The 26,701-nt window shown below is 62.7% G+C and carries 21 protein-coding genes and 2 riboswitches; of the genes, 15 read left to right on the forward strand and 6 right to left on the reverse strand.

The window, feature by feature from the left end; all coding sequences use genetic code 11:
• Positions 1-101 precede the first annotated feature (101 nt).
• Positions 102-299: riboswitch (cobalamin riboswitch) on the reverse strand.
• 93 nt (positions 300-392) lie between these two features.
• The 5 genes from gluQRS (at position 393) to bchE (ending at position 6,596) form a co-directional block, all read left to right on the forward strand.
• Entirely contained in the window at positions 393-1,265 is an 873-nt protein-coding gene (gene gluQRS / locus QM659_RS03495) for a tRNA glutamyl-Q(34) synthetase GluQRS (RefSeq protein WP_415187381.1), read from the forward strand.
• Positions 1,266-1,314: 49 nt separating this feature from the next.
• Positions 1,315-1,513: riboswitch (cobalamin riboswitch) on the forward strand.
• A 26-nt stretch (positions 1,514-1,539) separates the two neighbouring features.
• On the forward strand, positions 1,540-2,649 hold the full coding sequence (locus QM659_RS03500; protein WP_415187382.1) for a FecCD family ABC transporter permease: 1,110 nt from the start codon (positions 1,540-1,542) through the stop codon (positions 2,647-2,649).
• Positions 2,646-3,425, forward strand: coding sequence for an ABC transporter ATP-binding protein (locus QM659_RS03505; RefSeq protein ID WP_415187383.1), 780 nt, complete (start codon positions 2,646-2,648; stop codon positions 3,423-3,425). The genes QM659_RS03500 and QM659_RS03505 overlap by 4 nt, the downstream gene beginning before the upstream one ends.
• Positions 3,422-4,279, forward strand: coding sequence for an ABC transporter substrate-binding protein (locus QM659_RS03510; protein WP_415187384.1), 858 nt, complete (start codon positions 3,422-3,424; stop codon positions 4,277-4,279). Before QM659_RS03505 ends, QM659_RS03510 begins: the two co-directional genes overlap by 4 nt.
• Positions 4,280-4,769: 490 nt before the next feature.
• A complete protein-coding gene (gene bchE / locus QM659_RS03515) occupies positions 4,770-6,596 on the forward strand; it encodes a magnesium-protoporphyrin IX monomethyl ester anaerobic oxidative cyclase (RefSeq protein WP_415187385.1) in 1,827 nt (608 codons plus the stop codon).
• Between the two features lie 91 nt (positions 6,597-6,687).
• Here bchE and QM659_RS03520 read toward each other — a convergent pair whose 3' ends face one another.
• The gene (locus tag QM659_RS03520; RefSeq protein WP_415187386.1) at positions 6,688-7,146 is read right to left on the reverse strand and encodes a hypothetical protein; all 459 of its coding nucleotides are present in this window, start codon (positions 7,144-7,146) and stop codon (positions 6,688-6,690) included.
• Positions 7,147-7,431: 285 nt separating this feature from the next.
• Here QM659_RS03520 and QM659_RS03525 point away from each other — a divergent pair, with 285 nt between their 5' ends.
• The 3 genes from QM659_RS03525 to QM659_RS03535 all read left to right on the forward strand — a co-directional run bounded on the left by QM659_RS03525 (position 7,432) and on the right by QM659_RS03535 (position 11,104).
• Complete coding sequence (locus QM659_RS03525; protein ID WP_415187387.1) at positions 7,432-8,550, forward strand: hypothetical protein; 1,119 nt, start codon at positions 7,432-7,434, stop codon at positions 8,548-8,550.
• An 11-nt stretch (positions 8,551-8,561) separates the two neighbouring features.
• Positions 8,562-9,338 (forward strand): precorrin-6A synthase (deacetylating), encoded by a 777-nt coding sequence (gene cobF / locus QM659_RS03530; RefSeq protein ID WP_415187388.1) that lies wholly within the window; start codon positions 8,562-8,564, stop codon positions 9,336-9,338.
• A gap of 197 nt (positions 9,339-9,535) precedes the next feature.
• Positions 9,536-11,104: a TROVE domain-containing protein gene (locus QM659_RS03535; protein ID WP_415187389.1), complete on the forward strand. Its 1,569-nt coding sequence runs from the start codon at positions 9,536-9,538 to the stop codon at positions 11,102-11,104.
• Positions 11,105-11,250: 146 nt separating this feature from the next.
• On the opposite strand, the gene QM659_RS03540 is transcribed toward QM659_RS03535, so the two are convergent.
• Complete coding sequence (locus QM659_RS03540) at positions 11,251-12,543, reverse strand: GNAT family N-acetyltransferase (protein ID WP_415187390.1); 1,293 nt, start codon at positions 12,541-12,543, stop codon at positions 11,251-11,253.
• Between the two features lie 60 nt (positions 12,544-12,603).
• Here QM659_RS03540 and QM659_RS03545 point away from each other — a divergent pair, with 60 nt between their 5' ends.
• Positions 12,604-12,960 (forward strand): hypothetical protein, encoded by a 357-nt coding sequence (locus tag QM659_RS03545; RefSeq protein ID WP_415187391.1) that lies wholly within the window; start codon positions 12,604-12,606, stop codon positions 12,958-12,960.
• A 166-nt stretch (positions 12,961-13,126) separates the two neighbouring features.
• A complete protein-coding gene (locus tag QM659_RS03550; RefSeq protein ID WP_415187392.1) occupies positions 13,127-15,793 on the forward strand; it encodes an MMPL family transporter in 2,667 nt (888 codons plus the stop codon).
• Here QM659_RS03550 and QM659_RS03555 read toward each other — a convergent pair.
• Positions 15,763-16,290, reverse strand: a complete 528-nt coding sequence (locus tag QM659_RS03555; RefSeq protein ID WP_303483363.1) for a DUF2147 domain-containing protein — start codon at positions 16,288-16,290, stop codon at positions 15,763-15,765. The genes QM659_RS03550 and QM659_RS03555 overlap by 31 nt on opposite strands.
• A gap of 167 nt (positions 16,291-16,457) precedes the next feature.
• On the opposite strand from QM659_RS03555, the gene QM659_RS03560 reads away from it, so the two are divergent.
• On the forward strand, positions 16,458-17,849 hold the full coding sequence (locus tag QM659_RS03560) for an aspartate aminotransferase family protein (protein ID WP_415187393.1): 1,392 nt from the start codon (positions 16,458-16,460) through the stop codon (positions 17,847-17,849).
• A gap of 212 nt (positions 17,850-18,061) precedes the next feature.
• Positions 18,062-19,333 (forward strand): penicillin-insensitive murein endopeptidase, encoded by a 1,272-nt coding sequence (mepA, locus tag QM659_RS03565; RefSeq protein WP_415187394.1) that lies wholly within the window; start codon positions 18,062-18,064, stop codon positions 19,331-19,333.
• A 21-nt stretch (positions 19,334-19,354) separates the two neighbouring features.
• Here mepA and QM659_RS03570 read toward each other — a convergent pair whose 3' ends face one another.
• The 3 genes from QM659_RS03570 to groES form a co-directional block, all read right to left on the reverse strand.
• The gene (locus QM659_RS03570) at positions 19,355-20,608 is read right to left on the reverse strand and encodes an MFS transporter (protein ID WP_415187395.1); all 1,254 of its coding nucleotides are present in this window, start codon (positions 20,606-20,608) and stop codon (positions 19,355-19,357) included.
• 383 nt (positions 20,609-20,991) lie between these two features.
• Complete coding sequence (groL, locus tag QM659_RS03575; protein WP_415187396.1) at positions 20,992-22,620, reverse strand: chaperonin GroEL; 1,629 nt, start codon at positions 22,618-22,620, stop codon at positions 20,992-20,994.
• Positions 22,621-22,676: 56 nt separating this feature from the next.
• A complete protein-coding gene (groES, locus tag QM659_RS03580) occupies positions 22,677-22,994 on the reverse strand; it encodes a co-chaperone GroES (protein WP_127079815.1) in 318 nt (105 codons plus the stop codon).
• Between the two features lie 267 nt (positions 22,995-23,261).
• Between groES and QM659_RS03585 the strand changes: the two genes are divergently transcribed.
• The 3 genes from QM659_RS03585 to QM659_RS03595 all read left to right on the forward strand — a co-directional run bounded on the left by QM659_RS03585 (position 23,262) and on the right by QM659_RS03595 (position 26,648).
• The gene (locus tag QM659_RS03585; RefSeq protein ID WP_415187397.1) at positions 23,262-24,074 is read left to right on the forward strand and encodes a hypothetical protein; all 813 of its coding nucleotides are present in this window, start codon (positions 23,262-23,264) and stop codon (positions 24,072-24,074) included.
• A gap of 219 nt (positions 24,075-24,293) precedes the next feature.
• Positions 24,294-25,937, forward strand: a complete 1,644-nt coding sequence (gene lnt / locus QM659_RS03590) for an apolipoprotein N-acyltransferase (protein ID WP_415187398.1) — start codon at positions 24,294-24,296, stop codon at positions 25,935-25,937.
• Between the two features lie 204 nt (positions 25,938-26,141).
• Positions 26,142-26,648 carry a helix-turn-helix domain-containing protein gene (locus QM659_RS03595; RefSeq protein WP_303488098.1) on the forward strand — a complete coding sequence of 169 codons (507 nt, stop codon included), beginning with the start codon at positions 26,142-26,144 and terminating at the stop codon, positions 26,646-26,648.
• Positions 26,649-26,701 lie beyond the last annotated feature (53 nt).

Below are 26,701 nucleotides of genomic sequence, written 5' to 3' on the forward strand. Positions count from 1 at the left end.
GCTGCGGGCGATGACAGACGAGCCGCCGGCGACGAACCGCGGGCTTGCGCTTGGCATGGCACCGTGCGGCCCTCCGCCGAACGAGAAGCGTATGCGCGCCTTTGACAACGCGCCGCTTCGGCCGGTCTCCTGGCTTGCGGATATCGCCCCGATCGCCTTCCCGAACCGCTACCGGTCCAGTGGCTCCCGATCGGAGCATCCGCCTACAGTTGCGGGGGCAGCCGCGGCATGAGCGAATTCGCCGACCGCGTTCCCGTTTCACCCGATCTTGATCGGGCACCGAAGCTTTCCTTAAAATAGGTCGAAGGCGCGCGCGGGCAAGCCCGACGAACGGCGCGGCTGGGACGCTCCACAGGCTTGCGCAGCGGCGCGGCGTGAAAGAAAAAAACCGCATGACCCATATCGGCCGCTTCGCGCCCTCGCCCACGGGGCCCTTGCATTTCGGCTCGCTCGTCGCCGCCGTCGCAAGCTATTGCGATGCGCGCGCCGTTGGCGGTCGATGGCTCGTGCGCATGGAAGACATCGACCCGCCGCGCGAGATGCCGGGGGCGGCGGCGCGCATCCTTAAGCAGCTTGAGGCCTACGGGTTCGAGTGGGACGGTGACGTGCTGTTTCAGTCGACGCGCCTCGATGCCTACGCGCACGCGCTCGAAGCGCTCAGGCGCGCGGGACACGTCTTCTGGTGCCGCTGCTCGCGGGCCGATCTCGCGCGGATCGGCGGCGCGGTCTATCCCGGCACATGCCACGCCTTCACGGCGCCGCGCGACGATGCCGCCGTGCGCCTCCGCGTTCCCGCTGGCGTCGTGGACTTCGCCGATCGCGTGTTCGGCCCTCAGCGCGAGGATGTCGCTGCGACCGTGGGCGATTTCGTCGTGCAGCGCCGGGACGGGCTGTTCGCCTATCAACTCGCCGTGGTCGTCGACGATGCCTCTCAGGGTGTGACCGATGTCGTGCGCGGCGCCGATCTCCTCGACAACACCGCGCGGCAGATCGTGCTGCAACGGCTGCTTGGCCTGCCAGAGCCGCGATACATTCATCTGCCGCTCGCGCTCAACGCCGATGGCAGCAAGCTCTCGAAGCAGACTTTCGCGAAGGAACTGCCGACTCCCGCCGATAGCCGCTTGCTGTGGCGGGCACTCGCCTTTCTCGGACAGGACGTGCCGCCGGAGATGCCGCCCGTGCCCTGCGCGGAAATCCTCCGCCATGGGGTCCAGCATTGGAGCCCCGCCGCCGTGCCGCGCACAAGCCATATGCGGCTCGCCTGATCGCACGCGACGCGAAGCCCGTCGCATTGCCGCCGCTTTGCCTTTATGATAGGCCGCATCAAGCGCCGGTGCCCGCGCAAGCGGGTGAAACGGGAACGCGGTGAGGGACGCTCGATCCCGATTCCGCGGCTGCCCCCGCAACTGTAAGCGGCGAGCCGTCATCGAAGCCACTGAACGCGTGCGTTCGGGAAGGCGATGGCGGCCACGACCCGCGAGCCAGGAGACCGGCCGGCGCTGTAACTGTTGTCTCGAAGCGTGCAAGCGGCCTCGTCGCATGAAACGCTCTGGACACGCAACGTGCGACGGCGGGTCGGCGGAGGATGTCATTTTACAGGTTCCCCATACGGATTCGGCCGTAAAGTCGGCCGTGCTCGCGCCGCGCCGCAAGTGGCCGGTGACGACGCTGGCGCTATTCGCGGTGGCGGCGCTGCTGGCCGTGCTGTCGCTCGGCGCGGGGCCGGTCGCGCTTTCGCCCGATACGGTTACGGCGGCGCTGTTCGGCGCAGGGACCGAGCCGCAACGCATCATCGTGCAGGAAATCCGCCTGCCGCGCGCGGTGCTGGCGCTCGCCATCGGCGCGATCCTCGGGCTTTCCGGCGCGGCGCTGCAAGGGCTGTTGCGCAACCCGCTGGCCTCGCCCGCGCTGTTCGGCGCGCCGCAGGCGGCGGCCTTCGGCGCGGTCGTCGTGATTGCAACGGGGCTCGCCGATGCGCTGTCTTTCGCCCTGCCGGTGGCGGCGATCGCGGCGGCGTTCGCGTCGGTTTTCGTGCTGCTCGCAGTGGCGGGCCGCAACGCAAACCTTCTGATCCTCATCCTCGCGGGCCTCGCGCTTTCGGCTCTCGCGGGCGCGGGAACCGCGCTCGCGGTGAACCTCGCGCCGAACCCTTACGCCGCGCTTGAAATCACCTTCTGGCTGCTTGGTTCGCTCGAAGACCGGAGTTTCCAGCATGTGGCGCTGGCGCTTCCCTTCATCCTGGCGGGCGCTGCGATCCTGCTTGCCAACAGGAACGCGCTTCGGACGCTGAGCCTCGGCGAAGAGGCGGCGCAAAGCCTCGGCGTGGATGTGGCGCGGCTCCGGCTCGCGGTGATCGCGGGCGTGGCGCTCGGTGTCGGCGGCGCGGTGGCGGTTTCGGGAACCATCGGCTTCATCGGTCTCGTCGCGCCGCATCTCGCGCGCCCGCTCGTCGGCCACGACCCCGCGCGGCTGCTCCTGCCAAGCGCGGCCATCGGCGCGGCGTTGCTTCTTGCCGCCGACATCGCCGTGCGCCTTATTCCGTCGACGACCGACATAAAAGTCGGCGTGCTGACGGCGATCATCGGCGTTCCCTTCTTTCTCTATCTGATCGTGCGCGACCGCCGCGCGCTGACGGGTGGCCTCTCATGAGCGCGGCTTATCTCTTGGCGCGCGGTCTCGGTGTCCGGCTCGGCGCGCGCGACCTCATCGCGGATGTGTCGTTCGACCTGCCGCGCGGCTGCCTCGCCGCCGTGATCGGTCCGAACGGCGCGGGCAAGACGACGCTGCTCCGCGCGCTTGCCGGGCTCGTGCCGTCGCGCGGGGAAATCCGGGCGGGCGGCGGCGACGCGGCGGCGCTGCCGATCCGCGAGCGCGCCCTTCGCTTCGCGTATCTGCCGCAAGGCCACGCGGTGCATTGGCCGCTGCCGGTGCGCGATGTGGTGGCGCTCGGCCGCTATCCGCATGGCGCCACCGATCCCGCGAATCTCCCGGCCCGCGACGCCGAAGCCGTCGCCCGCGCCATCGCCGCCGTCGATCTCGCCGCGCTCGCCGACCGCCCTGTCACCGAGTTGTCCGGCGGCGAGAAGGCCCGCGTGGCGCTCGCCCGCGTGCTGGCGGTCGAAGCGCCGGTCGTGCTGGCGGACGAGCCCATCGCGTCCCTCGACCCGCGCTATCAGCTCGACGTGATGGCGCTGCTTCGGGACACGGCGCTCGGCGGTGCGCTCGTGCTGGTGGTGACGCACGATCTCGGCCTTGCCGCACGATTTGCGGATCGCGTGCTGGTCATGAAAGACGGACGGCTGATCGAATCCGGGGCGCCCGCCGTCGCGTTGTCGCCCGAGATGCTGGCGCGCGCGTTTCATATCGGTGCCTTCCGGGCGGAGCATGACGGCGCGCCCGTGCTCGTTCCGTGGGTCGCGCCGTGACCCGCTTCGTCGCCGCCTGCATGATGCTGTTTGCCTCGCTCACCGCCGCCGCCGCCGATTCACCGCGCCGCATCGTGTCCATCAATCTCTGTACCGACCAGCTTCTTCTCACGCTCGCGGACAGCGATCAGATCGCCGGACTGAGCCCCTATTCGCGCGACGCCTCGCAAAGCTGGCTGGCGAAGGAAGCGCGCGCTTTCCCGAAATTGTCCGGCACGGCGGAGGATGCCCTTATCGCAGAACCGGACCTCGTGCTCGCCGGGCGCTTCACGCGGCTTGCCACGCGTCAGATCTTGAAAGCGAAGGGTGTGCCGGTCGCGGAGTTCGATGTCGCCCGCTCCATCGACGACGCGAAACTGCAAATTCGGCGCATGGCCGCGCTCGTCGGCCATCCAGACCGCGCGGAACCGCACATCGCGCGGATCGACGCCGCTTTGCTCCGCGCCCGCGCCGCAGCGGCGCGCGTGCATTCGCGGGTGCTGGCCGTTTCGCGGCGCGGATGGGTGTTCGGGGGGGAATCGATGACGACATCCCTTCTGGCCGCCTCCGGTCTCGTGAACGCCGCCGGAGACATGGGCCTGTCGCATGGCGGTTTCGCGTCGCTGGAGGCCATCGTGATGACGCGGCCCGATTTCATTCTCGTCACAAATGTTCGTGATAGCCCGCGGGATCAGGGCGAAGCGCTGCTGGTGCACCCTGCGCTGCAAAAGCTGTATCCGCTCGCGCGCCGCATCGTGATTCCCGAGCCGCTCACGACATGCGACGGACCGATGCTCGCGGATGCGCTCGACAGCCTCGCCGCTCAGGTTTCGGCGCTTGAGACAAGTAAAGCCACGCCTGAGTTTTCACGGTGAGATTCAACGCGCATCGGGTCAGAACGCCGCGCAAAGCACCGCGAAAGGCCGCTTGCATTCGTCTCAAGCGGGTGCAATAAGTCGAGTTTGATGGTGCTTCGATGGTCTTAATCGTCGAAGATAATAGGTAATAAGGCTGACACTCCAACCTCATAAAAGAAGGGTGGATACTTGGCTTTGTTCGCGCAGGTAAATATCTGCCGCGAAGTGGCAAGTTTGCCAAGCTATTACCGGCCATTGGAACAGACCGAATCCGCTGGAGGGTGGTTCAGAAGCTATGATGACCTTCAACTCTACCGGCCGGTTTCTGATTTGTCGCGGAATCGCCGACGCTTTCTGAGGAGCGTTGCTGATGTCGGTGCGGCATATCCGGACGACGGCCCCTATCGGATCATGGCGTAGCTCACGCTTCCGGCTTTGTCCACCCCGCGACATCATCACACTCATCAAAAGGCGTTGACGGGACAGCGGCCCCCCAAGGAGGCGATGCATGCGGATTGTACTTATCCATCCAAACTATCATTCGGGCGGCGCCGAAATCGCGGGCCGATGGTCCCCCTCGTGGGTGGCCTACCTCGCCGGTTATCTGAAGGCGGGCGGTTATTCCGACATCCGCTTCATCGACGCGATGACGGACAACCTCACCGAAGATGAACTTCGCGCGATCCTCGCCGAGGAAAAGCCCGACATCGTCGGCTCGACGGCCATTACGCCGTCCATCTACAAGGCCGAGCGCGCGCTGCAGATCGCCAAGGAAGTTCACCCGAATGTGGTGACGGTGCTGGGCGGCATCCACGGCACGTTCATGTATTCGCAGATCCTGCACGAAGCCCCTTGGATCGACGCCATCATCCGCGGCGAAGGCGAAGCGGTGATGCTGAACCTCGTGAAGGCGGTCGACAAGGGCGAATGGCCCGACAGCCGCGGCCAGGTCCACGGCATCGCCTATCAGGAAGGCTCGAAGGTCATCGCCACCCCGGCCGAGCCGCCGATCCGCGACGTCGACACCATCGTCGCCGACTGGTCCATCCTCGACTGGACGAAATATCACTACATCCCGATGAACACGCGCGTCGCCACGCCGAACATGGCGCGCGGCTGTCCGTTCACCTGCTCCTTCTGCTCGCAGTGGAAGTTCTGGCGCGATTATCGCGTGAGAAAGCCGAAGCTCGTCGTCGACGAAATCGAGTCGCTGTATCGCGACCACAATGTGGGCTTCTTCATCCTCGCCGACGAAGAGCCGACGATCAACCGCAAGGCGTTCGTGGCGTTCTGCGAAGAACTCATCGCCCGCAAGTTGCCGGTGCTTTGGGGTATCAACACCCGCGTGACCGACATCCTGCGCGACGAAGACTTGCTTCCGCTCTACCGCAAGGCGGGCCTCGTCCACATCTCGCTCGGCACCGAAGCGGCGGCGCAGCTCAACCTCGACCTGTTCAACAAGGAAACGACGGTTGCGCAGAACAAGAAGGCCATCGACCTTCTGCGCGCGAACGGTATCGTGACCGAAGCGCAGTTCATCGTCGGCCTCGAAAACGAGACGCTCGAAACGCTCGAAGAAACCTACAAGATGGTTCGCGAGTGGAACCCGGACATGGCCAACTGGTCCATGTTCACGCCGTGGCCGTTCTCGGACCTTTACCGCGAACTTGGCGATACGGTCGAGGTGTTCGACTTCGAGAAGTATAACTTCGTGACGCCGATCATGAAGCCGAAGGCGATCGACCGCGGCGAACTGCTCGACGGCGTGATGAAGAACTACCGCCGCTTCTACATGAACAAGGCGCTGTGGGGCTATCCGTGGGTGCGTGGCGACAAGGTGCGCCGCAAGTATCTGCTCGGCTGCCTGAAGGCGTTCCTGCTCTCGGCCTGGCAGCGGCAGTTCTACGATCTCGGCAAGCGCGGCTACTGGGGTCCGCAGACGAAAAAGAAGCTCAAGTTCGACTTCGATACGTCGCGCACGCTCGAAAAGACACCCGAGCTTCAGATCGCCTCCAACCAGTGGAAGGCCGCGCCGAAGCGCAAGGCCGAAACCTCTCCGATGGCTGCGGCTGCCGCGAAGGTGCGCGGTGAAGATGTGAACGATCCGCAGAAGGTCATGGCTTGCGGCGGCGGCGACCAGCAGCTCGATGAGGCAACGATGGCAGCGGCCATCGGCGGCAGCGTCTCGAAGCCCGCGACCGACGCGGGATGCGGGTGCTCGGGAGAGTCCAAGCATGAGCACACCGAAGCCGGCGAGTGCAAGGGTCACGGCCCGGAAGGCAGCTGCGGCTGCGAGACGGCCGAAACAAAGACCGACGCGCCCGCAAAGGTTTAGAGAAAAGAGAAGCGCCGCGTGAATGCGGCGCTCGTATCGCCTGAGGCCGGGTTCGCCCGGCCTTTTTTATGTCGGCTTGCCACCGGGTTCGTCATCGCGACAACCCGAACTGGATTTCTATACGGTGGTAAGCCGCCCCCGGCCCGTTCCAGTCATGATAGACTTCCCGGCTTTCGCCGGAGAAAACGTGCCGCGATCGTTCGATCTCGGCGACGAGCGGTGCATAACCTTGCGTGAAAAGCGTCCGCATAGATCCTTGATGGACGACAGATGCGACGATGATCGGTTCGAGATGGACGAGTTCGATGGCGCCCTGATACGCGTCAGGCTTCGCAACGGGTCGGCAGATGGCCCAGTCGAACGGGATCTTGCCGGTCCTTGGCAGGTTGTGAGCGATGAACAGCCACGGGCCGGATGGCGTCAACCCCGCGGAAGAAATCGCATTTTCGATGATCGGTCCATACTCCTGCGCAGCTTGTTTCACATCCGGAATGCGCAGGCGCTTGGTCAGCCGCAGCGCCCACATGTCAGGCGTTTCCTTGATTTCCATCGTCTCTTCCTCCCACGGTCGCTATGCGAATAGCGCGCCGCGAGTTTGAAGACAAATCTCCGCAGGGAACAGCATTCTATTGTTCGTCTTTAAAGGAGGCGATTAAGCAAAATTTTTTTGATGAGCCATCAAACTCGAAGCGCGTCCCGTCTGGGGTAATGGGCGCGGTCAGCCCGTAAGTTTGAGTTGCCGAAAGACTCCGCTTTTCGCACAATGCGACAATGGCAACGCGCGTAAGGCGGGTGCCTCATCATCTCATGCAAGTCGAACCCATCGGGAAGCATCGTGTCTTCTGATTTCTGGTCGCGCAGCTTCGAAAGGATCGCGCGCCTCATCGCGCCGCGAACGATCCGCGTTCGCCGCAAGCCCGGTGCGCCGTCGCCCTCGCAGCGCGTGCCTCGCCCCCGCTTGGGATCGCCCTCGGGCTTTCCAACCATGGGCCGCATGGATTCGGACTGGGAAGGCGAATATGACAACGCGGGCGGCTGCCGGAATACCGTATACACCACGCCACACACGGTGATCGCGCCGGAATGGGCAAGCGTCACAATCGGCTTCCTCGGCACGCAGCCGCTCGACCGCGCCATCGCCAGGATCGCCGCCACGGCTGGCGCGAAGGTCAACGTTCTCGGCGCCCCGCTCGAACCGAAGCTTCGCACCGTCGCGGCCCATGCCGATCCGGCTTCGGTCGTGAAGGGCGCGCGCTATGCGATCCTGCCGGTCTTCGCGCCGGGGCGATCCGCGCAGGCAAACACGAATGCGAGCTTTGCGCCGGAACGCGCCTACGGCTCTGCGCTCGGCGGCATGAGCGCAGGCGCGCGCCTGATCGCGCCACGCGCCGACGCGGCACTCACCCGCCATGCCGCCGCCCTCGGGCTGACCGTTCACAGCTATGAAGACCTGCTGCGGCCGATCCTCGACGCCGCCGGGGAGGCGATCGACGAGCTTTTCAGCCGCGTGGAAAAAGCCGGAAGTCGCCTTCAGGGTTCCGTTGTGTGCGTCATCGCGGGCGAGCGTATCCCGGATCTCCTCATCCTTCGGCTGCTGGACGCGGGCGCGCGGGTGCATCTTGCAACGAGCGAGCGCGGTCTGGACGATGTCTTTCCCGGCGTCGCCGTGCTCCCGCTCTCTGAATTGCCGGTTCAGTCGCCGAAGTTCGACGCGATCTTCTCGACCATCAACGGCCCGGTCGTCGACGCGCGCGAACTCGGCAGCCTGCCCGATCACGCTCTTGTCGTGGATCTCGCGGACCCGCCGGGCAGCGTCGATTTCCAGCTCGCGAAACAACTCGGACGCAAGGCGATCTGGGCACGGGGCATCCTGCGGCGCGTGCCGTCGCTGGGACAGGCCTATTGGTCCGTGATCGGCGGCCTGATCGCGTCGCTCGAACAGAACGAAAGCTGAGCCAGCACACGATGCGAAAGATCCTCGTCATCGGCATCGGGGCCGGAAACCCGGATTACCTCACTGTGCAGGCCATCGAAGCGCTCAACCGCGCCGACGTGTTCTTCATCCCGGACAAGGGCACGGAAAAGGCCGCGCTGCGCCGGTTCCGCGAGGAGGTGTGCGCGCGTTTCATCCGCGAGCCGCGTTTTCGCGAAGTCGTCGTGCCGATCCCGCGCCGGGCAGAAACGCAGGATTATCGTGCGAACGTGGCGGACTGGCACGCCGCCATCGAAGCGAGTTACGAGCGGCTGTTCGCGGAGGCACTGGGGCCGGACGAAACGGGCGCGTTCCTCGTCTGGGGCGATCCGGCGGTATACGACAGCACGCTGCGCCTTCTCGACAGCCTGCTCGCTAAGGGCGTCGCGTTCGAGCACGAGGTGATCCCCGGCATCGGCGCCATTCAGGCGCTCGCCGCGCAGCACAAGATCCCGCTGAACCGCATCGCCGAACCGGTGCTCATCACCACGGGGCGGCGGCTCGATGAGGACTTTCCGCGTCATCCGGGCAGCGTCGTCGTCATGCTCGATGGCACGGTGAGCTTCACGCGCGTGCCGGAGCCGGAGACGGTCGACATCTATTGGGGCGCCTATCTCGGCACGAAGGATGAAATTCTCGTCGCCGGGCGGCTTTCGGAGGTGCGCGGCGAGATCGAGCGTCTGCGCGCCGAGGCGCGCGAAAGGCACGGCTGGATCATGGACACCTATCTGATGCGGCGGGTCGGAGGAGCGACCGGGCAACCGGAGTAGGCCCCCCGTCATCACATCGCGGTCTGGGCGGCGCGTGGCTCGGCGTGGAAAAACGTCCCGCATCGCCGTTTTTCCCTTGAATTGCATGATCAAGCTGAAAGCGAGCCGATTCGCCGCACCACATTGCTCGCCCGCGCGCCTCGATTTTTTTCTAGGACAGGAGCAAGCAATCCTTTTTCGCTCGAGGTGGGCCGACCATGTTCGATTACAGGAAGTTTTTGCTGCGCCGTATCAAGCCGCGCGTCGTGGACACCGTTGCGCTGCCGTTTCCGATGAGCGACTGGTCGCGGTTCGAGCGGTTCCTGATCCTCGGTTCGGAGAACGGGCGTTATGTGGCGCGCGAGCGGGCGCTCAACGCCGAGCATATCCCTTCGGTGCTCCGCTCGCTTGAAGTCGGCGGCGTGCATGCCGTTTCGACAATAGAGGAAAAAAGCCTCACCTCGCGCGCGCCGTCGAACGCGCCCGCTGTCTTCGCGCTGGCGCTCGCTGCCGTTCACGGCAACGCGGCCGTGAAGCGCGCCGCCATCGCCGCCCTGCCGAGGGTATGCCGGACGACGGAACATCTTTTCCAGTTTGCCGAGGCGGCACAGAGCCTGCGCGGGTTCGATCCAACGGTGAAGCGGGCGGTCGCGCTTTGGTATGCCGAGCAGCGGACGGACGATCTCGCGCGGCAGGTCGTGACCAGCCGTCAGCGGGGCGGGTGGACGCATCGCGATCTCATCCGGCTTTCGCAGCCGCTTGCGGCGGACCCCGCGCGAAAGGCGCTTTATGAATGGGTCGCGACCGAAAGGGCAAGCCCGGCCCTGCCATCCGTGGTGAAAGGCTATGTCGCGTTGCAGCATGCGAAGACGGCGGACGAGGCGGCGGCGCTGATAGCGGCCCACGATCTCCCCATCGAGACGGTTCCGAAGCATTGGCGGCGCGACGAGAAAGTGCTGCGCGCTGTCGTGGAGCGCATGCCCGTCAAGACGCTGCTGCGCGAGCTTGGCCGCCTCACCGCGACAGGCGTGCTGAAATCCACCGGCGAGGGGCTGAACCTCATCATGCCGTCGCTGCGTGACATCACTCGGGTCTGGCAATCGCATCTTCACCCGTTCGCTTTCCTTCTGGCGCTGGACGACTACCGCAAAGGACACGACAACGCGGAAAAGCTGAACTGGGAGCCGCTGCCGCAGGTCGAGGACGCGCTTGAAGCGGCCTTCCACGCGGCTTTTGCGAATTCGGACACGACCGGCAAGCGGCTCCTGATCGCCGTCGACGGCTCCTATTCGATGGGGGCGAGCCACGTCGTCGGAACGGGGCTGAGCGCGCGCGACGCGGTGGCGGCGATGGCGCTCGTCTCGGCGTCGGTCGAGCGGGAATGCCACGTCGCCGCCTTCACCGTGCCGAGCGGGCTGGACGAGCAGCGGCTTCTGCCGGTGAATATCGACGCCACGATGCGGCTGCCCGAGGCCTTGCGCGAAATCGCGAACTACGCGTCCGACTCCGTGGATTGCGCGTTGCCGATGCTGTACGCCCTTGAAAACGACCTCAAGGTCGATGCTTTCGTCGTCTACACCGACAGCGAGGTGCGCGTGAAATCGGTGCATCCGGCGCTCGCGCTGCGCGAGTATCGCTCCCGGTCCGGCATCCCGGCGAAGCTCGTTATCGCGGGTGTGGCATCGGCCGGTTTCGCCATCGCCGACACCAACGATGGCGGCATGCTCGATATCATCGGCTTCAGCGAGAGCACGCCGCGCCTGATCGCGGACTTCATCCGGAACTGACGCGGCGGCGGCCGGCCTTGCGCCCCGTCCGGCCGCGCCGCCCCGATCTTTCGGTGACACGCATCAAATCGGACCGATTTGATGCGGAGAAGCGGATCGACGCCCGGCTCACAGCGTCGTGCCGCGTCCGACTACCGCACGGCGATTCAGGCCCGCAGATCGGAATAATTCGCGAACTTTTTCAGGTGCGGATCGTACTTGGTCGGTTCCAGATAAGGCAGCACAACCTTCAAGGCTGCGTTGATGATCGGCGAGCGATGCCGCGCGTAGAGGTCGAGCGGGTCGAGTTGCATGCGCAGATGATGCTTCGGATCGTAGTTCAGTCCGTTGCTGATGTAGCGCTTGTAGCCGTTTGCCATCGCCCAGCTCATGATGTCGCGAATGGTGTAGTGGTAGAGGTGCAGATCGAGCGCCACCTCATAATCGAGGCCGATATACTGGTCGTAGATCGCCTCGTTGTGCACCATGCACAGATTGAACGCGACGATGCGGTCGCCCTGACGCCAAACAAAGAAACGCGTGCGATCTGGCATGCGCTGGCCGAGCGCGCAGAGATAGTCCTTCGTCAGCTTCTCGAAATGCAGCTTCGAGCGATTGTAGACGTTGAGATAAAGCGGATAGATCTCGTCGACGAATGGCGTGATGTCTTCCACGACCGACATCGTCAGCCCGGCGGACTGCGCGGCCTTGAACTTGCGGCGAAGATCCTTGCGGGTCGCGCGGCTGAGCGATGCGGCCATGTAGGCGTCGAAATCCTTGTGAGCGGTGCTGAGGCTCGCCATTGGCAGGCTTGGCAAGCAGATAAAGCCATCGTTCTTCAGATGGCCGAGGACGTCCCGATAGGCGGACGGAAATTCCTTGAAGACGATGAGGCCCGCGCGTTCCTTCTTCGCCTCTTCCAGAGCGGCCTTTGCAAGGAGCGAGCACGTCTTGGGGTCGGCGAAAGCCTCGTGATTGTCGAGATGGCCCTCGCCCGCCACGCAACCGATCATCAGCGTGCGAAGGGTCAGAAACTTCGGGAACCGCTGCCGGACCCGGTCCACAGCGGCTGTGATCGCGCCGCTCGCGCCCGCCAGAATATCCTGATCGAGGACAAAAAACGGCTGGATGGCCCTCTGCCGCCCCGCTTGATCGCGCAGCACGAAATAGCGGTAGCTGTGCTCCGGATGAAGGGTTTCCTGCACGATCCTGTAATAGCGGCCGTCCTTGTATTGGCCGCTGAACGCCTGGTCCCATCCGCCGGACGCGTCGATTTCCGCGTAAGTCGCCACGCTGACGCTGTCGGCTCCGCGTGCCGTGCGAGCCTCCGGCGCAAATTCGCGCGAAGGGACGCGGTAAAGGACGCCGCTTTCCGGTGCGTCGCGCCGCAATGCGGGGCGGACCCTGTTCAACTCGCCTGCGCCAAAAACCGCGGCTTCCTCGTTTACGAGATCGCTCATGCCGGGTTTCCTCTCTGATTCCCCGTTCTTTGCAGGGGCTTCTAGCACCGCAAGACAGGCATGAACAAAAGCTGGAGTGTAAGGACTTATCGCAAAAATCGCCTATTTCTTGACGGTTTCGAAACCATGCCCAAAAAAATCACGGCATTCCATGGCTTTAGCGATGGTCACCGCGAAAGTCATGACTGGCGTGCCGTTTTGGCGATAGTTCCGGCCGATCGGAAAAGGCGATCGAAATTCAATTCCCCGAACCGGGAAGCCGCAAAAACATTCTCCCTCTTAACACCTATGCAAGGTTCGTTTACACGAAGCTGCGTGATCGTGCCTCATTTGCAACAGATGCGCGAAATAGCAGCAATGAGGGTCATCGGCCCGGTAAAAAGCGGAGAGGGGACGAGCCTTGGATTGGCTTTCTAAAATCCCATTTCAGAAAAGTGCCGTCTTGGAATGGTGGCCCGCTCCAAGTCTTAACTCAGGTTGCAATCCGTCGCGCGATCACTCTTTCCGGTTGCCAAGCGTGGACATATCTGCATTGTTCGCGGCGATGAAAGTGTCGGTTGCACTAATCCAAATACGGTAGGAAATGCTCAAAGAGCCCATAGTAAAGACCGTCGATATCTGTTCGCGCCATCCCTGGCGAGTACTGGCCGCAGCGCTCGTCGTCACGATCATATCCGGTTATTATTTCGCCGCGCATTTTGCGATCAACACGGATATCAGCAAGCTCATCTCGACTGAACTTCCCTGGCGGCAGCGCGAGGTTGCGTTCGCGAAGGCATTTCCGAAAGTCGAGTCCGCCATCGTCGCGGTGGTGGACGGCCCTACGCCGGAACTCGCCGATCAGGCCGCGCAACGACTTGCGCAACGGCTTTCGGAAGAGAAGAGTCTCATCAGGAGCGTGCAGCAGCTTACCGGCGGCCCCTTCTTCCAGAAGAACGGCCTTCTTTTCCTTTCCGAAAGCGAACTCAAGGATGCGCTTGGGCAGCTGACGCGCGCGAAACCGTTGCTCGAACCGCTTGCCGCCGATCCCAGCCTTCGCGGCGTGATGGGCGCGATCACGCTGACAACGCAAGGCGTGCAGGGGCGTCAGGTCACGCTGAACAGCGTTGCGCCGCAATTCAATTCGATGGCGGCGGCAATCGAGAACGCCACTGCCGGGCGTCCTGCCCACTTCAGCTGGCGTGAGATGCTGAGCGGGCAGGCATCGAAGACGAGTGAAAAGCGGCAGCTTATCGAGATCGTGCCGGTTCTGGATTTCAACGATCTCCAGCCGGGCCTTGAGGCTTCCGACGCCATCCGCAAGACGGCGGCCGAACTCGGTTTGCCCGATCAGGGCGTCACCGTGCGTCTGACCGGGCCGGTTCCGATCTCCGACGAGGAGTTCGGCACCCTCAAGGAAGACGCGGGCATGCACGGAACGCTCACGATCGTGTCCGTGCTTGTCATACTCTGGCTCGCGCTGCATTCGGGGCGGATCATCTTCGCCGTGTTCGTGTCGCTGATCGTGGGGCTTGCGATAACGGCCGCGCTGGGGCTGGCTGCGGTAGGCTCGTTCAATCCGATCTCCGTCGCGTTCTTCGTGCTGTTCGTGGGGATAGGCGTCGATTTCGGATTGCAGTTCAGTGTCGGTTATCGTGCGGAGCGCTTTGAAAAGGACGACCTGCGGGGCGCGCTCACGCAAAACGCCTCGCATCTCGGTAGCCGCCTCGCTCTGGCGGCCATGGCGACGGCGGCGGGGTTCCTCGCCTTCACGCCCACGGCCTACAAGGGGCTTTCGGAACTTGGCCTCGTCGCCGGTATGGGCATGATCGTCGCGTTCCTGACGAGCATTACCGTGCTTCCCGCGATGCTGCGGTTGCTGAACCCGCCGGCTGAGCCGCATCCGCTCGGCTATGCGTTCCTGAAGCCCGTCGACGACTTCATGGACCGGAACCGCATGCCGATCCTCATCGGTACGTTATGCGTCGTGCTTGCAGGTTTGCCGCTTCTCAACTGGCTGCGGTTCGATTTCAATCCGATGAACCTCCGCAGCCCGAAGGTGGAATCGGTTGCAACGTATCTCGACCTCAAGAAAGATCCGGAAACCGCGGGTCGCACCATTGAGGTGCTTACGCCGTCCCAGGCCGAGGCGGATGCGCTCGCGAAAAAGATTGCGGCGCTGCCCGAGGTGGCGCGCACCACGACGCTGAGTTCGTTCATCCCCGAAAATCAGGACCAGAAGCGCGCGTTGATCGCACAGACGGCCGTGACGCTCGAAACCGTGCTCAAGCCGAAGGCCGTTCAGGCCGCGCCGACCGATGCGGAAATCGCCGAGAAGCTGGAAGGAACGTCGAATCTCCTCAGCGTGATCATCTCTCGGGTGCGCGGCCAGAAAGAGGGCGTCGAGGCGGCAAAGCGGCTGTCGGAGGCGCTTGCCGCACTCTCCAAGGCTTCGCCCGAAGCGCGAGCGCGCGCGACCGCGGCGCTGGTTGATCCGCTCAACATCACGCTGAACACGCTCAGGGCGAGCTTCGACCCCGGAACGGTAACGCTCGCCACGCTGCCGCCTCACCTTGTTTCCGACTGGAAAACGGCAGATGGCCGCGTGCGCATCTCGGTTTCGCCGAGCGGCGACTCGGAAAACAACGACGTTCTGCGCCGCTTCGTCGACGAGGTAACGGCGGTTGCACCGAATGCGACCGGCGAAGCCATCGGCATTCAGGAAGCGGGCGACACCATCGTCAACGCGTTCCTCGAAGCGGGCTTCTGGGCGCTGACTTCGATCTCGATCCTGCTTTTCATCTTCCTGAGACGGGTGAGAGACGTGGCGCTCACGCTGTTCCCGCTGCTGCTGGCCTGCGCGGTCACGCTGGAACTGTGCGTGATCCTCGACCTGCCGCTGAACTTCGCGAACATCATAGCGCTGCCGCTTTTGCTCGGCGTCGGCGTCGCGTTCAAGATCTACTACATCATCGCGTGGCGCGACGGGAAAAGCGGCCTCCTTGCCTCGCCGCTCACGCGCGCTGTGTTCTTCAGCGGCATGACGACGGCGGTGGCATTTGGAAGCCTCTACCTTTCGAAGCACCCCGGCACTTCGAGCATGGGTGAGCTGCTGGCCCTGTCGCTCATGTCGACGATGGCGGCAGCGGTGTTGTTTCAACCGCTGCTGATGGGGCCGCCGCGAAAGGTGGAAGAGGAAGAAACGGAAGGGAAGAAGACGGAACCGAAGCGTCCCGCCGCCTATCTCGGAAGTTCGGAGCACACGGCCTGATCGGTCAGAGCGCCTTTCTGCGGCGGGGTCTTCACGCGACTCCAGTCCTGCCCGCCGCAGATCCACCCGCCGAGCACGCAGCCTTCGATGCGCAGCACGTCCGGGCTCGAAAGGCTGATGTGCGAGATGTAATTCTCGCCTTCCTCGGCGTTGTAGACTTCGCCATCGAAGCGGCCCGGCTTGTCTGCCGAGGGCTTCATGCCGAGAAGGATCGGCATGCCGAGCACGGATCGCGTCTGCTTCGCCGGGTCGGGGTTCTTGCTATCGACGCCGGGCTCGCCCTTCGTCCACGAGATGATGCCCCAGACGCCGTCCGCACAGGATACGACTCGCACTTGAGCGGTGCCGTCCTCGACAAGCCATTCGCCCAGAACGGACGGAGCCGCGGGCGCGGCCGGTGCCGCCGGGGCAGGTTTCGGAGCAGCGGGTTTCGGCTGGGCAAAAGCGGGACCGGCGATGAGCAGGCCCGCGATCGCTGCGAGATGAAATGCCTTCATGAATTTTAACTCCAATCTGTTGCGTGCGTGCCTCATGTGCCCCCAATGTGGAAATTCTGCGGTTGAGAACAAATTTTGCGTTCGGTTGGCATCGCATGCTATCCCCGCAACAATTCAAGATACGGTCGGGCGCGCATTCCGCGACCACTGCCGAGGAGCTGAATGGCATGAGCATCGATATCAAATCGCTTTTCGCGGAGAACGAGGCGGGGCGCTATGCGCTCCATACGCGGCACCTGAACGAGCAGATGGTGCGCGTCCTCAAGACGATCGGCTACGATGTCGGCTTCGTGCGCGGGCAAGGCCCCTATTTGTGGGACCGCGCGGGCGACAAATATCTCGATCTCCTGTCGGGCTGGGGCGTTTTCGCGCTCGGGCGCAACAATCCGAAGGTCCACGATGCGCTGCGGCAGGTGCTCGACAGCGAATTTCCAAATCTCGTGCAGATGGACGTGTCGCCGCTTGCCGGCGTCGTGGCAGAGCGCCTTCTCGCGCGGGCGCCGTGGCTGGAGAAGGCATTCTTCGCCAATTCCGGCACGGAGAGCGTTGAAGCTGCCATCAAGTTCGTGCGCGCCGCCACGGGCCGTGCGGGTCTCGCCCATTGCAGCCATGCGTTCCACGGCCTGTCCTACGGCTCGCTCTCGCTCAATGGCGACCAGATCTTCCGCAAGGGCTTCGAAGGCTTCCTCACCGACACGGTGGAAGTGCCGTTCAACGACCTCAATGCGTTGGAAGACGCGCTGAAGACCAAGAAAATCGCGGGCTTCTTCGTCGAGCCGATCCAGGGCAAGGGCGTTCACGTCCCCGACGACGGCTATCTGAAAGGGGTTCAGGAGCTTTGCAGGAAGTACGGCACGCTTTTCGTCGCCGATGAAATCCAGACCGGCGTCGGCCGCACAGGCAAGTTCTTCGCCATCGATCACTGGCCGGGCATCGAGCCGGATCTCGTGCTCGTCGCCAAGGCGCTTTCGGGCGGCCATGTGCCGGTTGGCGCGGTGCTGACGCGCAAGTGGATCTTCGACAAGCTGTTCAACCGCATGGACCGCGCGGTGGTCCACGGCTCCACCTTCGCCAAGAACGACATGGCGATGGCGGCCGCTCTCGCGACGCTTTCAATCCTCGAAGAAGACGGGGTTATCGAGAACGCCGCCGCAAAGGGTGAGCGGCTCACGGCCTCGTTCCGCTCGATGATCGGCCGCTACGAGCTGATGAAGGACGTGCGCGGCAAGGGGCTCATGATCGGCATCGAGTTCGGCGAGCCGAAGTCTTTCGCGTTGCGCATGTCGTGGCACGCGCTGGAGGCGGCGAACAAGGGTCTCTTCAGCCAGATGATCACGATCCCGATGTTCAAGGAGCACAAGATCCTTTGCCAGGTCGCGGGTCACGGCATGAATATTGTGAAGCTGCTGCCCGCGCTCACGCTCTCCGACGACGATTGCACGTGGATCGAGGACTCGTTCGATGCGACCATCGCCGCCGCCCACAAGGTGCCGGGCGCGGCCTGGTCGCTCGGCAAGACGCTCGCGGGGCATGCACTCAAATCGCGAGCGGACGCCTGACGCACACGTTGAGGTTAACGCTGTTTAAGGTTTCGGCAACGAAACGGTGAAGCCTTTCCGCTACAATTCAACCCGTTATCTGTTTTATCGTCTGAATAACAGTCGAAAAGGGCAGTCGGGAGCGTCGCGCGCTGACACAGCCACGGCGTCTGGTCTTTGATGATCGGCTGCTCACCCGTAGGAAGCGGGACGATCAGGCGGGGAGACTTTGAATGAATGCGCGAAATATTCTCCTCAACGCGTCGCTTGTTACGAGTGTCGCGCTGGCGGTGACGGTTGCTTCCGGCGGTGCGGACGCTCTCGCGGGCTTGATGGCTTCCTCTGACGCCCCGAAAGCGACAGCCTATAACCCCCGTCGCGGCACGCCCAAGCGCGTTGTCACGGCGCAGGCGACGCCATCGGAATTGCGTCAGGCCGGGGCGACGACGGACGCGCCAGCGGCGCTGCCACAGCCTGAAATCGCCCCATCTTCCTCCGCCGTTCAGACCGCCCCCGCCGTTGCGAACGCGCCGAATCCTCCAAAGGACATGGCCGCGACCGCCTCGGCTCCCGGGGTCAGACTGACCGCGGGCGCCACTCCCGCCGCGGCGCCGGTTCCGATCCCCGGCACCGGGGCAATTGCTCCGAAAGTCTTGAAGACGACGCCCGCGAAGCTGCTCTTCGGCGCGGTCCGCGAACCCGCCAAGATGGAAACGCGATCCATCGGGTTCTATGCGAAGGGCTGCCTCGCCGGTGCGGAACAGCTTGCCGACAATGGCCCCGTCTGGCAGGGCATGCGGCTTTCGCGCAACCGCCACTGGGGCAATCCCGTGCTCGTGACCTTCATCGAAAAGTTTGCCAGGGATGCGAAGGCGAAGGACGGATGGCCGGGCCTCCTGATCGGCGACATGTCGATGCCGCGCGGCGGCCCGATGCCGTTCGGTCACGCGAGCCATCAGGTCGGTCTCGATGTCGACATCTGGTACAAGCCGATGCCCGACCGCACGCTTGCCGCCGACGAGCGCGAACAGGTGAAGATGGAGAGCGTTCTTCTCGATCCCGTTCATGTCAATGAGCAGATGTGGACGCCGGACCACATAAAGTTGCTTCGGCGCGCGGTGTCCTACCCGGAAGTGACGCGCGTCTTCGTCAATCCCGCGATCAAGAAATGGATGTGCGATAACGTGAAGGACGATCGCGGCTTCCTGCACAAGATCCAGCCCATCATGGGCCACGATGCGCACTTCCATGTCCGGCTCGCCTGCCCCGCTGGCGATGATGGGTGCCGCAATCAGCCGCCTCTGCCCGCCGGCGACGGCTGTGGCGGGGGGCTCGACAAGTGGATCGCGCAACTCTCGAAACCGGTGGTTCCGGTCGCGCCGAAGCCGACGGTGGCATCCGCGCCAGCCGCGAAGTCGAAGCCCGGCATCACTGTGGCGCAGCTTCCGCCGGCTTGTACGGCGGTGCTGAACGCGTCGCCTTCGATCACGCTTGCCGCGCATTGATAAAACACCTGACGGTGGCGCTCAAGATGTCGCCGTCAATTCCCGTCCTTCCGGGCTTGCCGCCTCATAATCTCGCGACTCGGGGACTGCGACTGCGAAAATGGCGAACGCCCCGAGCGCGCACGCGGCCAGAAAATAGAACGCCGCGGAAAATCCGAGGCTGTTGACGATCTGCCCCGCGACGGCGTTGCTCAACGCCGCGCCAAGACCCCAACTCGCCCCCGCCGCGCCGAGCGCGAGGTTGAAGCGGCCGGTGCCGCGTGTGAAATCCGCCACGACGATATAAAACAACGCGCCGAAAATGCCCGCGCCGATCCCGTCGAGGATTTGAATGGCGACGATGGCCCACGGGTTGTCAGCGAGAGCGAACAAAAGCCCACGTAACGGCAAGACTGCGAAGGCACACAGAAACAGGGGCTTGCGGCCCCACGCATCCGCGCGGTGTCCGACAAGGATCGCCATCGGGATCATCACGAGTTGAGCGGTGACGACGCAGGACGCCATGAAAAGCGGGCTTTCGTCCGGTTTGCCGACGCTGAGCTTCTCGCCCGCGAGCGGCAGCATGGCCGCGTTCGCGAAATGGAACAGCGTGATCGCGGCGGTGAACCACAACAGCGGCCTGTTGCGCAGGAGCATGCCGACCGCTTCGGGCGTTTGCCCGTGTTTCTCCTCGCCGCGTGCCACGTCGTTGTCGATGGCGCTGTCATCGATCCGATAAACCGCCACCGCGCAAAGCGCCGCGAGCAGCGCGACGGTCCAGAGCATGGCGACCTGCGCGATGAAATATCCCGCCGCTCCGGCGAGGATGGCCGCCGTGACGTTGCCTCCGTGGCTCCACGCCTCGTTTCGCCCTACGCGGCGTGCGAAAGCCTTGCGCCCTACGATACCGAGGCTGATCGCGGTAACGGCGAGGGGGAGGATCGCGTCGGAAATGCCGATGAAAGCTTGGCCGACCGCGACCGTCCAGAATGTCGGGTTGGCCGACATCGCGAGCGACGCGACTGCGACGATGGCCACGCCGACGACAATCAGGGAGCGCTTCCAGGCGATGGCGTCCACGAGCGCGCCCGCCGGGCTGCGCGCGAGAACGGTCGCCAGGCCGCCGATGGTCAGGACCAGGCCCGCGCTGCCCGCGTCCCACTGCTGGCTCGATGTGAGATAGATCGCAAGGAACGGCCCGAGACCGTCCTTGACATCCGCGAGCAGGAAATTCAGCCAGTCGAGGGCGCTTTGATTATGGTCCGAGATAGGAGGCTGCGCATCGTCCGGCTGCACGGGGGCATATCCTGCTTCCTGCCGCGTGAGCCTGAGCGCCGCGCGTGGAAAGCAAAGCAACCGAGAAGCAAAAGTGATCCCTAAGGACGGGGCCTTCTTTCCTCAATGTGTGGTTTCCACCCATCCGCTGAACGAACAATTTCTCGGGTCTGAAAAGATGCGCGAAGCGCTTGGGTATTTCTAAAGAACTCAACAAAGGTGTTAAAATAGGTCATTATGCCGAATATGGCCCCAATAGCGACCCAAATATATTTAGGGAGGAGTCTAATCTTCACTAATCAGAATCCTAAGTTGGGTTGGAAAAGGTAACTTTTACACTCTCGGTTTGAAAAAACCCGCGACTTGCGTCGCGGGCTTCGTGTTTCGGCCGCTCTGGCGAGGACTTAGTAGTCCATGCCACCGCCCGGCATCGCCGGAAGCGGAGCGTCCTTCTTCGGCTTCTCGGCGATCATGGCTTCGGTCGTGATCAGGAGGCCCGCCACGGAAGCGGCGTCCTGAAGCGCGATGCGAACCACCTTCACCGGATCGATGACGCCAGCGGCGACGAGGTTCGTATATTCCCCGGTCGCGGCGTTGTAGCCGAAGCTGTACTCCTTGTTTTCAAGAACCTTGCCGGCGATAACCGCGCCGTCTTCGCCCGCGTTCGTTGCAATGGTGCGGATCGGGGTCTGGATCGCGCGACGGACGATGTTGATGCCCGCCTTCTGGTCTTCGTTCTCGCCCTTGAGGCCTTCAAGCGCGGAGATCGCACGGAGCAGAGCAACGCCGCCGCCCGGCAGGAAGCCTTCTTCCACGGCCGCGCGGGTCGCGTTGAGGGCGTCGTCGACGCGGTCCTTCTTTTCCTTCACTTCGACTTCCGTCGCGCCGCCGACGCGGATCACCGCGACGCCGCCCGCGAGCTTCGCAAGACGCTCCTGGAGCTTCTCACGGTCGTAGTCGGAAGTGGTGTCTTCGATCTGGGCCTTGATCTGGTTGATGCGGGCCTCGATCTCCTTCTGGTCGCCGGAGCCATCGACGATGGTCGTGTCGTCCTTCGTGATGGTGATCTTCTTGGCGCGGCCGAGCATGGCAACGTTGACGTTCTCAAGCTTGATGCCGAGGTCTTCGGAGATGAGCTGGCCGCCGGTCAGAACGGCGATGTCCTGCAGCATGGCCTTGCGGCGGTCGCCGAAGCCAGGAGCCTTCACGGCCGCAACCTTGAGGCCGCCGCGCAGCTTGTTGACGACGAGCGTGGCCAGAGCCTCGCCTTCGACGTCTTCAGCGATGATCAGGAGCGGACGGGCCGACTGGACGACGGCTTCGAGAACCGGCAGCAGCGGCTGAAGATTGGAGAGCTTCTTCTCGTAGATCAGGATGAACGGATCGTCGAGATCGACGCGCATCTTCTCTGCGTCGGTGATGAAGTACGGCGAGATATAGCCGCGGTCGAACTGCATGCCTTCCACGACTTCGAGTTCGAAATCGAGCGACTTGCTCTCTTCAACCGTGATGACGCCTTCGTTGCCGACCTTCTCCATCGCTTCGGCGATCTTGGAGCCGACTTCGGCGTCGCCGTTCGCGGAGATCGTGCCGACCTGCGCGACTTCGGAGGAAGAGGTGACCTTCTTCGCCTTGCTCTGGAGATCCTTCACGACAGCTGCGACCGCGAGGTCGACGCCGCGCTTGAGGTCCATCGGGTTCGCGCCGGCGGCGACGGACTTCGCGCCTTCCTTCACGATGGCCTGAGCCAAAACGGTCGCGGTGGTCGTGCCGTCGCCAGCGATGTCGTTGGTCTTGGAAGCGACTTCGCGCACCATCTGCGCGCCCATGTTTTCGAACTTGTCTTCAAGCTCGATTTCCTTCGCGACGGTCACGCCGTCCTTCGTGATGCGCGGAGCGCCGAAGGACTTGTCGATCACGACGTTGCGGCCTTTCGGGCCGAGCGTAACTTTCACGGCGTCGGCGAGAATGTCCACGCCACGGAGCAGGCGATCACGGGCGTCCTGGCCAAAACGTACTTCTTTAGCAGCCATTGTTCATGACCCTTCGAATTGAGTGTGAAACTTGGGAATTAGAGAGGTATCGGCGTTTAGGATTTCTTCTTCTTGCCGCCGTCGTGACCCTCGAGGATGCCGAGGATGTCGCTTTCCTTCATGATCAGAAGGTCTTCGCCGTCGATCTTGACTTCGGTGCCGGACCACTTGCCGAACAGGACACGGTCGCCTTCCTTCACGTCGAGAGCAACGAGCTTGCCTTCTTCGTTACGGGCGCCGGGGCCAACGGCGATCACTTCGCCTTGCTGAGGCTTTTCCTTCGCCGTGTCCGGAATGATGATGCCGCCTTTGGTGCGCTCTTCTTCTTCGAGACGGCGCACGACGACGCGGTCATGCAGGGGCCGGAATTTCACTGACATGTGTATCCTCCTCAGACGACAAATCTGGATGGTGAATGTGTGGGTGCGGCATATTCGCTCGCGTTCACCCTGCCGAAGAGATAGAGCGGAACTGTTAGCACTGTCAAGTGGTGAGTGCCAATTTCGGCGAGAGGTCTTTAGCAGGCGTGAAGGATGATGAAGCGAATTTGACGAAATCTCGTCATAATAAAATTGCACTCGACGTGGCATGCCACACTGCGGCGCGTCGGGCCTTGTCCCGAGATTCAGGGGAGCATTTCAATGACCGATATTCTTGCAAAAAACGTTAATCCCGGCTCGGCGCAGCCTCCTCTCGCGGGAGATGGGGAGAAACCCAGGGAAGAAAAGAAGCGGCGCGCCGGAATCTGGCTCTGGATCCTCGCGGTCTTGCTGTTTCTCGCCGCTCTGGTCGAAGGCGCTATCCTTTACGCCGAGCGGGCGGCAAAAAAGGTGGAGGCCGCGCCTGCGCCACAACCCGTAGCGGCCGTTCCGCAACCGGTCTCTGACAAGAGTGCTCCCAAGGAAAGGGTCGAGAATGCGTATTTCTTCCGCATTGACGGCAAGGACGCGGAAGGGCGCTCGGCATCTTTCGATTATATCATCGTCACCAGCGACTATACCTGGGTCAAGGGAAGCACGGTCGAAGTCGTTTCCAACGATGTCGTGATCCCCGAAGAAGAAACCGCCGACCGCATCATCACGCCGAAGGTGAGGGAGTCGTTCGCCAGCGCGCTCGACCTGATCGCCGTTGGCCTGGCCTCCCGCGAAGGCGACCGCGAGGCGGAGGAAGCGCGCGCGCTTGCACGCGCTCAGACGGTTGCAGGATGGATTTCCAAGGTGACGGATGCCTCGATCCCGCTTTGGACGCTCAATCTGGGTCAATACGACAAGGAAGCCTGCAAGGCCAAAGAGGACGCGGACTCGAGCTATGAGCGGCCTGTTCTTCTCGCGAGCGTTCGCGCAAGGGCTGAGGGCGTGAACCTGACGGAAGCTTTCTCCGACGCTCTCAGCGGGCATGACAATCTGCCGAGCCGCGAATGCTACTCGCAATTCGATCTGGTCAAGATTCGCTGATGGACGATGGTCGGGTGGCTAGGCTGCCCGACCATCTATCCGCCTGGGGGATGCTCATTTTTCAACAGGTTGGCACGGCCGACGAGCGGCATGCGCGCCACCTTTCCCCAACCTTGCAGTCGCATTTTGCGATTCCATCTCGTCAGCAGCGAACGGGCTCGATATTTGCAAGCACTTAATGCTGCGTCGCCTGCCGACACTCTCCCACCAAGGTTCTTCATGGACTCCCTGCCGACGGCCATCGCCGGTCTCAAGACCTGGAAACTGGCGCTGATCGCCTTTATCGCCGGCGCGCTGTCTGTGCTTGCCATGGCGCCGTTTCATCTCTGGCCGGTGCTGTTCCTGACCTTCCCGTTGATGATCTGGGTGCTCGATGCCGTTGCGCTTCGCGAGGATGCGACGACGCGCCGTGAAGACTATCTGAAACGTCTCAAGAGCGCGGCGCTGCTCGGCTGGGCGTTCGGCTTCGGCTATTTTCTCGCGGGTATCTACTGGATCGGCTTCGCGTTCTACGTCGACGCGCAACGTTACGCGGTCCTGATGCCGTTCGCAGTTGCCGGACTTTGCGCGGCGCTCGGGCTGTTCTATGCGGTCGCGGGGGTTCTCGCGGCGGCGATGTGGCGACGCGGTTATGCGCGCATCATCGGGTTCGTTTTCGCTTTTTTCTGCGTGGAGGCCGCGCGGGGATATTTCTTCACCGGTTTTCCCTGGAACCTGTTCGGGCAGGCGCTTGCCGCTGACGATGCGCCGATGCAGATGGCGGCCTATATCGGCATTTACGGTCTGACGCTCGCCGCGCTTTTCATCTTCTCTGCGCCGGCAGCCTTTATCGCGGCCCCGGGGGCACGCTTCGACAGGCTTCCCGTCCCCGCTCTGGTCGCGGCCCTGACCCTCGCGGCGTTCTATGCGGTTGGCGCACAAAGGCTTCAGCAGAGCGTCGGTGACGTGCCTGGAGTGCGGATCCGCATCGTTCAGCCGAATATTCCGCAGCAGGAAAAGTGGAAACCGGAAAATCGCCGCTGGATCTTCGAGCGCGCGCTTCAGTTGAGCCGCAGCGGCACGTCCGGTGAAGACATCGCCGCGTTCACGCATGTCATCTGGCCTGAATCGTCCGTGCCGGTCCTTTTCGCCTTCAATGATCAGATATACAGCGACGAGGTGCGCGATGCGCTTTCAGCGCTCATTCCAGACGGGACTTCACTGATCATAGGCGCCGAACGTGCCGAGGGAAGCCGCGAACCGGACGGTCGTCCACGCTTCGATCGAGCTTTCAACAGCTTATTTTTGTTGGGGAAAGGGGCTGAGATCAGGGCTGTGTACGACAAGATCCACCTCGTCCCATTCGGTGAATATGTGCCCTTCAGGGACGTTCTGATGAAGGCGGGTTTTTCCGCTTTTTCCCATAGGTTGGACGGTTTTGAGGCGGGGTTGGGGCCGGCACGGCCAATCGAAACCCCGCAGGCGGCGCCTTTTCTGCCGCTGATCTGCTACGAGATTATTTTTCCGGGAAGAACGGGAAATCTGCCGGAAAGGCCGAAATGGCTGGTCAATATTACTAACGATGCGTGGTTTGGACAGTCCACCGGACCATATCAACACCTCCATCTGGCACGCATTCGCGCCGTGGAAGAAGGCTTGCCGGTTGTCAGGGTGGCCAATACCGGAATTTCGGCGGTCATCGACCCTTTTGGCCGCATTTTGGACAAAATAGATTTGGGTAAAGCTGGGACAATTGACCACAGCTTGCCCCATGCATTACCGATAACCTGTTATCAAAAAACGAGGATGCAGTCGTTTATTGCGTTATTTTTCTTCACGCTTCAATTTTATCTGGCTATGGTCGCTCTCGCAAAAGTCAGATGATTCTTAATTCCGGAACTCACTGAGGATTCTTGCGGTTAAGAGAAGAACGCCTTGGCGATGTCTCCAAAACGATCCGTTAGCAGATAAGAAGAAGCTTGACGGCTCGTTCACGCATAACTACAACTTTTAGGTAGTGGGAATAGGTCATACGGCTGAGTGCGCACAACTTAAAGATGGCGGAGAGAGATGGGGCGGAATATGGGCATGGTCGAGTCTTCGGTGTCAATATTGGCCGATAATGACGAGATATATGAAACCGCAGGGCGCAAGCCGAATCCGGTGGATATTCATGTCGGCAGCCGCGTGCGATATCGTCGCATGATCATCGGCATGAGTCAGGAGAAGCTGGGTGAGAAAATGAATCTCACTTTCCAGCAGATTCAGAAATACGAAAAGGGAACGAACCGGATCGGCGCAAGCCGCCTCTTCCAGCTTTCGAAAATTCTGGAAGTGCCGGTTGGCTATTTCTTTGAAGACGCATTTTCTCATGGCACGCCGGCAAGCGCAAATCACGGCCTTCATGAGCCCGAGCAAGAGGGCTTTCTTCTCGATTTTCTCAACTCTCGCGAAGGTCTCGAACTAAACAAGGCGTTTGCCAAAATACAGGATCCGAAGGTGCGGCGCCGCGTCATAGATCTCGTAAGGGCCTTGTCAGAGGAAAAGCCGGACGCTAAGGAAGGCCAGCCGGGGATTGGGAACGATCTCGGCTAGCATGGTGAGTTGCCATGCATTCCAGGCAAATCTTGCAAGGATTGGAACGAGGC

This window comes from Rhodomicrobium sp. (assembly GCF_047605405.1).
Lineage (GTDB): Bacteria > Pseudomonadota > Alphaproteobacteria > Rhizobiales > Rhodomicrobiaceae > Rhodomicrobium > Rhodomicrobium lacus.